Source organism: Alkalibacterium sp. m-11, from assembly GCF_054658155.1.
This window is the reverse complement of the sequence record NZ_BAAGIR010000060.1, coordinates 1-12,225: the sequence shown is the minus strand read 5'-3', so window position 1 is coordinate 12,225 and position 12,225 is coordinate 1. Positions and strand designations below refer to the sequence as shown.

At 37.3% G+C, this 12,225-nt stretch carries 8 protein-coding genes; all 8 read right to left on the bottom strand.

The genetic code is table 11. The annotated features are described in order from the left end of the window. Positions 1-237: 237 nt before the first annotated feature. From ACYQ2O_RS07425 to ACYQ2O_RS07390, 8 genes are read right to left on the bottom strand one after another with little or no spacing between them, the layout of a single operon-like run. Complete coding sequence (locus tag ACYQ2O_RS07425) at positions 238-3,288, bottom strand: type I restriction endonuclease subunit R (RefSeq protein WP_459796335.1); 3,051 nt, start codon at positions 3,286-3,288, stop codon at positions 238-240. A gap of 30 nt (positions 3,289-3,318) precedes the next feature. Continuing rightward, positions 3,319-4,557 carry a restriction endonuclease subunit S gene (locus ACYQ2O_RS07420; protein WP_459796333.1) on the bottom strand — a complete coding sequence of 413 codons (1,239 nt, stop codon included), beginning with the start codon at positions 4,555-4,557 and terminating at the stop codon, positions 3,319-3,321. Then, complete coding sequence (locus ACYQ2O_RS07415; RefSeq protein WP_459796331.1) at positions 4,550-6,172, bottom strand: type I restriction-modification system subunit M; 1,623 nt, start codon at positions 6,170-6,172, stop codon at positions 4,550-4,552. Before ACYQ2O_RS07415 ends, ACYQ2O_RS07420 begins: the two co-directional genes overlap by 8 nt. A 42-nt stretch (positions 6,173-6,214) precedes the next feature. Next, the gene (locus ACYQ2O_RS07410) at positions 6,215-6,847 is read right to left on the bottom strand and encodes a hypothetical protein (protein ID WP_459796329.1); all 633 of its coding nucleotides are present in this window, start codon (positions 6,845-6,847) and stop codon (positions 6,215-6,217) included. Next, complete coding sequence (locus ACYQ2O_RS07405; RefSeq protein ID WP_459796328.1) at positions 6,840-7,037, bottom strand: hypothetical protein; 198 nt, start codon at positions 7,035-7,037, stop codon at positions 6,840-6,842. Before ACYQ2O_RS07405 ends, ACYQ2O_RS07410 begins: the two co-directional genes overlap by 8 nt. Positions 7,038-7,085: 48 nt before the next feature. Continuing rightward, the gene (locus tag ACYQ2O_RS07400; protein ID WP_459796326.1) at positions 7,086-9,173 is read right to left on the bottom strand and encodes a DEAD/DEAH box helicase; all 2,088 of its coding nucleotides are present in this window, start codon (positions 9,171-9,173) and stop codon (positions 7,086-7,088) included. A gap of 53 nt (positions 9,174-9,226) precedes the next feature. Beyond that, positions 9,227-10,543 (bottom strand): ATP-binding protein, encoded by a 1,317-nt coding sequence (locus ACYQ2O_RS07395; RefSeq protein ID WP_459796325.1) that lies wholly within the window; start codon positions 10,541-10,543, stop codon positions 9,227-9,229. After that, positions 10,533-12,104: a TerB N-terminal domain-containing protein gene (locus tag ACYQ2O_RS07390; RefSeq protein WP_459796324.1), complete on the bottom strand. Its 1,572-nt coding sequence runs from the start codon at positions 12,102-12,104 to the stop codon at positions 10,533-10,535. The genes ACYQ2O_RS07395 and ACYQ2O_RS07390 overlap by 11 nt, the downstream gene beginning before the upstream one ends. Between the last annotated feature and the right edge of the window lie 121 nt (positions 12,105-12,225).

Here is a 12,225-nt window from a genome sequence, read left to right as displayed (position 1 = left end):
CTCTTGTTTTTGTTGTTTTGATCGACTTTACAATAACATAGAGTGTGCTCTTTTTGTATATTTTTTTCTTCACCCAACGGGTGAATAAGGAATAGATTGATAAACCTTATCAAAGCGGGATAAATGCTTGTTCTGACAAGGTACTATGAATTATTCAGGTTATATTATATTGTATAAAAATTAATTTAGTTAAGATTGATTTTCTGAGTATTATATATTTAGCACTTAGAAGCGTTATTACTTTCTCTGCAACGGCAATATCTCATTCTGCATCACTTCCTTAAGATCTGACCGAACGGTTTTCCAATAGCGCAGTTTTGGTACGGGGTTCTCTACTTTTTCTCTGTAGGCCTCATAATCTGCTGACTGCTTGAGTTCGTTTTCCCCGTTCTGCTTGTCTCTCTTAGGATTGTAATTAGCGACAACATACGTCAGTTCGTCTTCATTAACATGCCATTTTTCTGAGAAGTCATGGATGAATTCCTGCTCCTCACTTTGGATCATGTCTTCAAGAACATTAGAAACGTTTTTATCTCTAAAGTCTTCAGGATTCTGCTTGATGCCGTCCCACAGTCTTTGCATGACAAGGGATAATTTAGGATTGCTTTTACCCAATTCAATGATATACTTATTCACTTCTGCATTGGACACTTCATCTTCACGAGCAAGCAACTCGTACTCATCGTCTCCACTTGGTATGAATGCCTGGATAAGCATAACGATATACTCATAGTTGATGTCCTCTGTCTTGACTGATTCCAGCTCGTATTCAATATCGATGTCTATTGGATCATCTTCGTCTGGTTCATTTCTCAGATCATCTAATGCATTGACATACTTGCCGTTGAACTCTTCTATCTCCTTGAGCTGAATCGGAAAGTCAGTCCCCATCTGTTCCATTTCAAAATCGCTGTAGACTTGTACGGCCGCAAAACTTCTATCTAATGCCTGATAAGCTTTTACAAACTTCTTCAGTTGTGCCCTATTTAAAGTTTCCACATCTTCCGGTTTCTGTACAAGGTCTCTCAGATCTTTAATAGCTTCGATAAATGTGGCCTGAGCTTCTTCCCAAGTTGGAGCCAAGACTTCATTTTCTCCGCCATTCGAATACAGGACTAACGCTTCTTTGACTTTCTGCTCAAATGTTTTTGGTGTCTGGAAGGTCACAATCTGTCCATACTTTTTAGGTTTTTCAAATAAACGGTTTGTTCGTGAAAAAGCCTGGATCAAGTCGTGTGGCTGCATAGGTGACCGGTCAATAAATAAAGTAGAAAGACAAGGAGCGTCAAATCCAGTAAGTAAGCGGTCCACTACTATCACTAAATCGAGCTGCTCACTACGAAGTTTGAACAGATCCTTTTTACGGGCTATACGCTCGTTTACGTTTCCGTTGTATGCACGAATCGTCTCTATCGTAAAATTGGTTCCGAACTCATGATTATAATCTCTTAATGACTCTTTCATTTTATCCTGATTTGTGATTGACGCTTCCTCGTTTTCGCTGATTGAATAGGTGATGGCCACTTTTGGAAAGTCAGGCAATACTTTCTTCGTTTCTTCATCAATTGTTACAGCGGCCTCACCTGCTTTAACACGCTTGATTAAATCATAATACTGTTGTGCCTGTGCTATTGAAGAGGTTGTCAAAATTGCATTAAATGTGGGTTCAGGAGCGTTCTGAAAACCCAATTTTTTTCTCGATTTGTTGACTATGGAATTAATAACCTCTAGCATATGTGCTTCTTTTTCGTAAACATCTTTTGGTAAGCGAGCTTCTTTATCGACCCATTCCATCGTATCTAAATCGATCTCACTATTACCTAATGCAGCTAGTACTGCTTTGTCCAACTGCTCTTCAGAAAATGTAGACTTGTATTCAACCTGAAAGCCTAATACAGCTTTATCATGTATTGCTTCCTTGACTGTGTACTCGTGCAGACAGTCTCCATACTGTTGGGCAGTTGTTCGAGGCAAGTCCCCCACGACTTTTTTCGCGTTTTCTAAAAATATCGGTGTCCCTGTAAAGCCGTACCACAAGGAATAAACGAAGAATTCTTCAATTTCACGTTTTTTTGCTGGACTAATAGCACGGTGACATTCATCTACGACGAACGCCAATTTTAACTGTGTCATCTTTTCAAAACGCTTTGAGTTCTCACTATTTCTGAATCGTTTCATTACGATATCCAGTTTCTGTATCGTAGTCACGATTACATTCCGATCATCTGAGAGCAGTTTTTTGATGAGCATTTTAACATTATCTGTTTTATCGATATCGATGACATCATTTTCAGCGTAGGATGTAAAGGATGACGTGGTCTGCTGGTCCAGATCTACCCGGTCTACAATAAAAATAGTCTTTTGTAGCGAGGGGATTTGAAGCAGGTTCCGAGCCACTTTGTAGGAGGTCAGCGTCTTACCTGATCCTGTCGTATGCCACACGTACCCTGACTGTTGTCTGGTTGACGCACGTTTGACGGCTTCGATCGCATGTATCTGATAAGGGCGAAGTAATATCAGTGATTTCTTCTCGTGATCGATCACTGTATACTGAGTAACCATCTTGTGAGCCATCGGGATAGACAGAACAGCTTCCGCAAATTCAATGTAGTCAGTGACAGGCTGATTGTGTTCATCTACCCATTTAGTCAGGAACTGTTCGTTCAGCTTTGTATCCTGAGCTGAGGCTATATAGCGGGTATCAGTACCGTTTGTAACGACAAACATCTGCAAAGTGGAATAGATTCCGGTGAATTTACCTTCTTTTAAGTACTTTTTGATTTGACGAAAAGCGTCCATATAGGGATGGGCTCTATTTTTAAGTTCGATATGAATCATAGGTAGTCCGTTGATGAGCAATGTCACATCAAAGCGACGATTTAAGTCTTCTATGGATCGTTTATCTGACTTGAACTGATTGATTACTTCATAAGAGGAAATGCCTCCAGCGACGTCCTGGCGGTTTATTACGCGTAGTCTTATCGTTCCAAGTGACGCATCTTCCCGCTGAACTTGAACTTTAGCAATGCCGTTTTCCCCTGCCAGCCATTTAGCAGCGGCGTAAAAACTGGGAAAGTTCAACTCGTTTTTAATCTGACGAAATTCCTGTTCAGTCAGCGGTACCCCGTCTAAAATGTCTTTATTGTTGGCTTCCAGCTTCTGCCTGAAATTTTCCCACAGGTCGTTCTCAGTCCGCAAGTCTTCTCTATATGTCCACTGAGACTCTCCGGTGATGAGTTTTTTGATAAGATTTTCTTCCAGTGCTTGTTCTGCCGTAAAGACAGCCATATTTGTCACCTCTATTCGTAGTTTAATGAATTAAACAAACATTTTCTGAAGGAAGGCTCTTTTCATTAGTTTTAGTTTTTCGAGTTTTTGTTCATGGAGTTCGATGTCTTCGTCAAGTTGTTTAAAGAACTTACCGATTTTTTGTTGTTCAGTTCTATTTACTGGAAAGTAAAACTGAAATGAGTTTACTTCTTGTGATGAGATGTTTGGTTGTGCTCCTGATACTAAGACAGCTTCTAATTGCCTCATGAAGTCTTTTGTTCTTACTATTGTTGAAATAAAATCATAATCAACAATATTTAAATTTGAAAAATAGCCCACTCGTTGGTTCTGGTAGTAGTTTTCTTCAGGAGATTTATATAAAATTGCAACTTTTCCAGTTGTTGCCCCCGACATTGCTAATAAAACAGATTTATTGGGTAGTATATATTTATAATCATCAACTTGTCTTTCGTGGTATTTAAATCCACCACCAACTTTTCCAGATGAGAGTATATTAGTTATTCGTACAACTGGAATCCCCTCAGTTGTAAATTTATCACTTTTGAAAGCAAATCCGCCTCTAAGAGGAGAAACATCTCCAAGGTTTCTATTTTTCCACTTTGTATTAAATTCAGAAAAACGAAATTGTGGTAAACCCTTTCCTTTTTTCGGAAACATCTTCTGAAGAAAGGCTTTTTTTCTTTGTTTTAGAAGGGTTAGTTCATGCTGATGAAGAGTGATAGTATTGTCAATATTTTTCAAAAATATCCCAATTTTAGATTGTTCATCATATAGTGGGATACTTACAACGAATTGCGATAGAGCAGCTTTAGTTATTGTTTTAATTGTTCCTCCAGGGGCTTTTTCTTTCTCAATGTTAAATTTATTTTGGATAGTATACCCCCAGAAATATTTATCAGTTTTTCTTACGTAATCTTCGAAAATTAATAGGGTGCGATCCACATATGAGTCATACTGGGTAATTGCCACCCTTCCAATACTTCCTTGAAGCGTTACCACTACAGTTCCAGAACTCACAAATACACTTTTAGGTTGAGCAATTGAACTGATATTTTGTTTGGTTTTCGGCTCTAATTTTAAATTATTGGAAACATCCACTACCTGGACGAACGGCATAGCGTTTTCTCCACCATACCACTCTTTGTTCCCATACGGTTGTGGAAAGGAACCACGTCTATATTTTGTATACTCACCTAACTTACGCTGTTCCCAAGCATCAGTGAAATTCTTAAATCTAATTTCAGGTTTAAAGTTATTCTTACTCATGACGTTCACCACCATCATTACTTTTGTAACCCAACAACTTCATGAATGCATCTAATTCCTTTTGTGACTCCTCGGTAGAAGCAGTCAACTCCTGGATCATTTCAGCTAATTCATTATTAGAGTCTTCTATTTTAGTTCTCGTGTTTTTAAGTTCTTTAGCCACTTCCGCAAGTGAAATGGGTTCTTCTTCTTCAAAAGTATCGACGTAGCGGGGGATATTTAAGTTGTAGTCGTTTTCGACAATTTCTTCGTAACTAGCGACTTGTGCATACTTCTCTACATTTTCTCTATTGCCATACGTATCCAAAATCTTTTTAATATGTTTATCTTCAAGAATATTCTGGTTCTTGGCTTTCGTAAAATCATTTGAGGCATCAATAAACAAGACGTCTTTTGTCTCACGGTTTTTCTTTAAAATAATCACAGTGGTAGGAATACTTGTATTAAAGAAAATATTTGCTGGTAAGCCAATTACTGTATCAATTGCTCCATTTTCAAGTAAGGCTTTACGTATTTTTCCTTCTGCTCCCCCTCGGAATAAGACACCGTGAGGCAACACGATGGCCATTACTCCAGAATCTTTCAAATGATAATAACCATGAAGCAGAAATGCAAAGTCAGCTTTTGACTTGGGTGCCAATACGCCATACATAGAAAAGCGAGGATCGTCTAAGAAACCTTTCTCTCCGGACCATTTTGCACTATAGGGTGGGTTCATTAATACACCATCAAAGTTGGTCGGTTCTTCTGTCGGCCAGTCTGCATCTAATGTATCTGCATTGTGCAAGTGCTGATTGGACACGTCGACTTTATGCAGGAACATATTCATTCGTGCAAGGTTATATGTAGAGGTATTCAGTTCCTGACCAAAGTAGTTAACTGTACCTGGTTCGTTGGTATATTTTTGGACATTTAATAATAGGGATCCCGATCCCATTGTTGGATCATATACGGTGAAACCTTTTTTGTCTTTTTTACCATGCAAAACAATTTGAGTCATTAAGGTGGATACCGGCTGAGGAGTATAAAATTCTCCGGCCTTTTTACCAGAGTCAGATGCGAACTCGCCAATCAAGTATTCATAAGCATCGCCTAAGACATCCCCCTGGTGAGCCATATCTAAGGTTGCCAGCTCTTTCATCACAGCAGAAATGGTTTGATTCTGTTTCTGTACAGATGCGCCTAGCTTTTTAGAATAAAGATCAATGTCTTCAAATAAGTCTTCAAATATTTCGCTGCTCTGTTCGATATTACGGAATGCCTGAGCCAAATCTTCCAGCTGGAATTGACCTTTGTAAATAGATTGAATCAAAGCAGTGAACGTTAACTCTGGTTCTATCACATATGAGAAATCGAATTTCAGTTCATCGATCAGGTCACTTTTTATTTCAGGATCATTGAAGGCTTCTGTATATACTTCCTGAGCCTCTTTTAAATCATCGACGTGTTTTTCAAGTAGTTCAGCAACGTGATGAAGCATGTTGTCTGAAAGATATTTGTAGAAAATTAGTCCTAGTGTATAGTTCTTATACTCACTTGCATCCATTTTTGAACGTAAGATATCAGCGCTGTTCCATAAAGATTGGTAAATTGTTTTAGTTTGTTCTTTAGCCATAAGTGGTCTTGCTCCTTTAAATTCAGTGATTATCTTTAACTATTAGTATATATCACTTGAAGTTATAAAAAAAGAGTGGTTAAATTCTTTTTCTCCATCTCGCTTTGCAAGCAGTGTTCCGTTAAATAGTTTCGAAACGAATTTAGATATTAGTTTATCACTTTCTCGCAATTTTATATAAAAAGGAAGGGCTGACAGTTCTTTGGCTAAAGAAAGCAGAGGTCCCGGAATGCCGGTTCCACCGCTCAGTCCAGCAGTACTGCTTGAACCAGCCATATCACTTACAAGATGAAAGAACCATGTAATCGTTCCATTGAACAATTTAAATGGCATATCTATACCGATGTAGGCTTTGCTGGCTTCAGTTACTTTTACGACTTTAAAGTTGCCCATCGTATCTGTCCCATATGATCGATGTGTGAATTGAGTAAGCAAAGAAAACATCAATCCAACAATAGTAGGATGATGTGCAAAATCACGCAGATGGTGCTGTAAACTACCACCTAATTCCGGCGTATCGCCATCTCTTGGGATAGGAAATTTATTTTCCAGAAATCGAACTGAAGATTGCAGGTCATCATATTCATGTCCTAACAAATTAGCAGTTTTAATGACAAAGTTATCAACTTCTTCACTTCCAATATCTCGGCCGCGCTTTAAACTGAACTCACCCACCCACCCACATAATATCAATCATGGAACTCAGGACCCCACTACCTATAGAAATTAAATAATCATATTTATCTGCCTGGCTTGACAGCAGACTCATATCAGTATTCAAGTCATAAATGATTTTATCGAAATTATAATCCGGTTTGATCATCCCGTTATGGTATTCTTGAAGTTCGACATGCAGATTGTCCATTTATTTCCTCCTATGTTTAATAGTTTGAAATTGTAGTATATATCTAAATCAACTAGACAGTTCAATGGATCTGAACTCATGGTCCTCAAGGTATTCGAGCGTCCCACTGATATCTATTTCATGCGCAAAATGAAGTTCTTTTTGCATGTCTTCCGGTAAATAATCATAGAATTTCGAGACGAAGATTTCCTTATCTAAAGTAACAGTTAGCAGTTCATCTGCATCCCATTCTCTGTTTTTTATTTCTGCAAGTATTTCTACGGCATTTGGTATATTTAGCATCTTGATCCTTCCCAGTCCATCTGGCGGGGAAACATCGACCCCTAGGTATCTGAACATCCATACCAATGTTTTAGTAATGACGGATCCTGTAAAAGTCTCAAAAATTGTTGTGTCTCTATCTGTCCAGATGATTCTTTCGTTACTTTTAACTGAGAACTGTTGGTAAGCACTGCGTTTATCTGATAGCAAGCTGTTAGCTTCGTCATTCAAATATGAAAAAGATTCTTCAGAGCATAGAAGTTCCATGATTTTTTCACCGATTCGCTTGTGTATCTTAACATTACCACCGAGATATTTTGGTGCTTTACCATCGTATGCTTTACTGACATAAACTTTACTTTTTTTAGTATCAATTTGTGTTATTTCCCATAACTTACCAGCAAGAATAATATTATCACCGGGATTCAATTGACTGACTTTGTCTATCTTTCCTATTTTCTTGACTCCATGTAATACATCATACTGATCAGAAGACATAAATACCGAATAAAACTCTTTGCCTCTTAGCAGGTTTTCTGCTTCTAGTCCTACAATCAATTCGTTTGGACCTTTTATCAATTCCAAAAAATCGTTGTCGACCATACTTTCAATCAGGTGGAGTATTTTATCTTCATCCATTGAGTAGAAGATACTGTTTCTCTTTATTCTCTCAATCAAGTTATTCAGTCGAATCCCGTTAGTTTCTTTACACATGGAGATGATCTGGTGGAAAAGGATGTCTAGTGGTAAGGGGTATCCTGTTGCTGGTTCCACCCATTTTTCTTTTACTAACTCCATTACTGCCAGCGACTGTAGAAGACTGTTACTGTCAGTAGTATACAGCTGCAAAATTTGACTGGAAGCTGATTTTCTCCCCGAACGTCCCAATCTCTGTTTTAAAGCAGAAACCGTAAAGGTGCTGTCGATTTGGATGACCATGTCGATGCTCCCGATATCAATACCCAATTCAAGGGAACTAGTAGCCACTACGCTTTTAGGAAGGCTTGCATTGGCCATATTACGTTCTACATATTCTCTTTCGTTCTTGTCGATGGATGAATGATGAGCATAATATGTTTCACCCAAATTTTCTTTATTTGCAAGTTTATTCAACATTACAGTAGTCTCTTCAACCTGTCCTCTGCTATTACAAAAAATCAATGATTTATGATGTCTTGTCAGCTCGCGTAAGTCCTTTAAAAGATCTAAAGGTAGTTTTATAAAATCAGTTTTATCAAAATGCATTAAGCTATACCTTAAATTTTTATCACTGCCTAGTGAATTGATAATTTCGACATTATCGATATTCTTTGAATTGACCCAGGATTTGACAAGCGTAAAATTACTGATCGTAGCAGATAAACCGATTATCCTTGGTCTTTTTGCAGTGTAATCCTCCATTCTTGAAAGTAGCGAACGAAGATGGATACCTCTCTCAGAATCTATGAAAGAATGTATTTCGTCAATGATTATAAAATCCAAGTCGTGAAAGATGCGACTTAACTGTTCAGTCTTATTTACAAACAAACTTTCCAGAGATTCTGGAGTTATTTGTAGTATGCCGGCTGGATTTTTTAAAAATTTGTTCTTTTTCGCCTGAGAGATATCTCCATGCCATTTGTGTATCTCTATATAGGTGTGTTCACACAAGGTCTCTATTCGATTAAACTGATTATTTATCAGTGCCTTTAAAGGTGATATGTATATAACTTTTAGATTATGTTCTGCATTTTTTTCAATCAGCGACAAAATAGGTAAGAATGCAGCCTCAGTTTTTCCTGAGGCTGTTCCGGAAGATAGTATAATATCTTTATCAGTATTTATTATTGCAGGAATCGCCATATCTTGTATAGGTGTGAAGGAATCCCATTTCATCTCCCAAATCTTTTTCTGTATTTTTTTGGAAAGCAAGTCAAAAGTACTAATTATTATCCCTCCATACTAGAAAATCTTGATGTCACAGCATCAGAAGTTTGTTCTTCTTCGCTGCCCGCACGTTTGAAAATTTCTCTTCTGTCATATTGAGGATACTTCTGAATGATATTCAAGACACTTAAAAAGTGTTTGATGATATGACCGACTGTTAAGTTATTTTCCGCACCGGGTCGGGAATATTGATCATTGATAAAGGAAACAATCTCTTCTTGCGAAACGGAAGAAACATACCCATGGTGAGCAGCATGAATATCCTTCAGCTTGGATAACAACAGATAAGTATCATCGTGATTAAGTGGAGTCAGTTTAATAACTGGCTGAGACAAATCTCTGAACTCCTTGGTTTCGTAAGGATTTGTTTCTAATCTTCTTTTTAGTGCCCCATAACTGTACAATCCCCGTCTTTCATCTTCCAGGAATTCATGCGTACCCCCGAAGGTAATGTATAACCCTTCTACATTACCTTGGACCGTATCATTAAAAATTTTTAGAATTGTCTCATAATTTTTGTTTCTAGTCTGAGAGTGAGTAATTTTGTAGATATTTATCGCTTCATCAAAGTTAATAACCAATCCATTGTATCCGATGCTTTTAACAAATTTGGCAATAACCTTAATGTAATCATAGTAATTGGTGTCAGTAATGATTTCTCTAACTCCCAGATCCTTTCTGGCATCAGTCTTTGTTTTATATTCACCGCGCAGCCATTTTAAAGCTTGACGCTGAAGATTTTTATCATCATGAACAAACCCTCTGAAGTACATGTTAAGTATGCGAGAAAAATCATGGCCACCGGTCAACTCATCCATTTTGGAAACCACAGACACTATTTCTTTTTCTACATCTTTTATAAATTCCTGGTTTTCCAACTCAATCGAATCATAGTGTTTCTCCTGGACGATTTTATTCTGAACGCCGCTTATCCATTTTTCCAGAATAACATTTAAAGCGTTCCCGTCAGGTTTAGTGGAAATTGCCAGATTTTTCATTAATTCTGTATAAGTTGCAACTGCTTTTCCTTCTCGCCCATATAACTGTCTAACTGGTGAAAAATCCGCTTTAGTAACTGCATAGTTCTGTTTAAAAGCAATTTGTTGTATGAGTGATTGTATAAAGCTTTTACCAGTTCCGAAAGCTCCGATATAAAATTTCACAACTGATGATCCCTGCTCGATAATTTCCAGGTCATTCAGAATCTGCTGTGCCTCCTCGGTACGCCCTACCATGACATGGTGCAGTCCTCTGCTAGGAACCACTCCGCCTGATAGAGAATTCAATATAGCTGCTGAGTCTCTTTTTTTAATTTTCAATTAAGTCACCTCTCACATAATCGAATACATCTTGAAAGTCTTTAATTATTCTCACTTCATCACTGTCTTCTTCAAATAAGATATCTTCCAGATTTTCGTTAGCCTTTTCATTTATTGCTGTCAGTAATACAGTCAGCATCATACCATTATTCTTGGCGAATGCTGCAGCTTTTTCAAATGATACAATACTGCTTTCAAACATCAAAACGAATTCTTTCTCAATTGAATTTAATGAATCTAGAAATCCTTCGTAATCTTCATCTACATCATTGAAAATACCCATAGCAGTGATTGAATCGTGAGCACTTTTTTCCTTACTGAAAAAACTGTCGTTATTTGTTTCGTCTAAAGAAGTAACGGCATTCTTGTCTGTCTTGTCCACTATCGGTTCTATGTCATTAGCTGTTGATGTTTCAATAGCATTTTGGAGTATATCTAATTCTTTTTCTTTTCTCTTAATTTCTTCCCAATTTAAATTAATTATGTTGCTTTCAGGCTCTTCATTGACAGGCTTTTTAGGAATCGAACTTCCTTTCGAAGACTGTTCTTTTGACTGAACCATTTTGAATCTGTCTTTGCTGTCTAGTAAATCATTTCTAAGATTTTCAGGTAGCACTGAATCATCTACTTTAATTTCTCTTTTGACACCACTTTCTGAACGAACAATGTTCTCGGAAAGTCGAAAGAGGTTCGAAACCATTTCTGTTAGTTTATCTGTTGGTCTATATTCTTTAACATATACATGTACTGGGTCGAATCTTCTGCCCATAACGGCACTATGATAGAGTTCTCTGACAATCCTTCTATCCCGTTGTTCAAACCATTCATTCAGAACGTCTTCACTATTGTCATTTATTCGTTTCTGTACTGTGACGATTCCCTGCTTGAATTTGTTGTAAATCTTATTCTTGTTCTGTTTGAAAAATTCTGTCTCTCTATAATTTTTCAGATAAGGTTTCCAGTAGGTTATAGAAATACTGTTCAGAGAGTCTTTATTGTGTTGAATCTCCTTATATAAAGGAGGAATCCTGTCTTCTGTTGTATCCCACTGAGCAGCCAAGTCTGTTTCACCTAATTCGTACAGCATATCTGCTATCCATTCGGTTAAGTATTTATTGATCTCAGGGAATCGGTCCTCATAATTTTCCATGAGTCTTACCAGCATGCTGATATTAAAAGCGGCTTTGCTGTTGAATGAATAGTTAAGCAATTCGTATACAAAGATAAAAATGTAACTTAGATCTACATCGATATAGTTGTTATTAAGTACTTGTTCTCTCCAGTAAAAATACCATTTTAACTGTCTGTCATTGAGGCTGCTGAATGTCGGCCAATAACTGCTGAAAGGTATTTCTTTAGTCTGTTTACCTCTCTTCTTCGCAAATTTCAAAGAGTTTTTAACGAACTCTTTTTGAGAGTTACTCACAGTAAACTGTATCGTGGGAGAATTACGTTTATAAGTATTTTCAGTATCTGATTTAACTTCATTGACTGATTCCACGATATCATTAGGGGTTGTGAGGTGATTATATTCCTCAAGTATAATATCTTTATCACTCAAGTTTCGCACCCTAATAAATGCTTCACAATCCTATCGGATTAACCCTCACCAAAGAAATTACGCAGCAATTTGTTCTTGGTTTGACTGATTTCCAATCAAAATTTCTTTGAATGCCGCCGGT

Excerpts from the sequence above, each read along its gene's own strand:
- ACYQ2O_RS07425 (WP_459796335.1), bottom strand. The coding sequence starts at position 3,288 with ATGGCTGTCTTTACGGCAGAACAAGCACTGGAAGAAAATCTTATCAAA.
- ACYQ2O_RS07420 (WP_459796333.1), bottom strand. The coding sequence starts at position 4,557 with ATGAGTAAGAATAACTTTAAACCTGAAATTAGATTTAAGAATTTCACT.
- ACYQ2O_RS07415 (WP_459796331.1), bottom strand. The coding sequence starts at position 6,172 with ATGGCTAAAGAACAAACTAAAACAATTTACCAATCTTTATGGAACAGC.
- ACYQ2O_RS07405 (WP_459796328.1), bottom strand. The coding sequence starts at position 7,037 with ATGGACAATCTGCATGTCGAACTTCAAGAATACCATAACGGGATGATC.
- ACYQ2O_RS07400 (WP_459796326.1), bottom strand. The coding sequence starts at position 9,173 with ATGAAATGGGATTCCTTCACACCTATACAAGATATGGCGATTCCTGCA.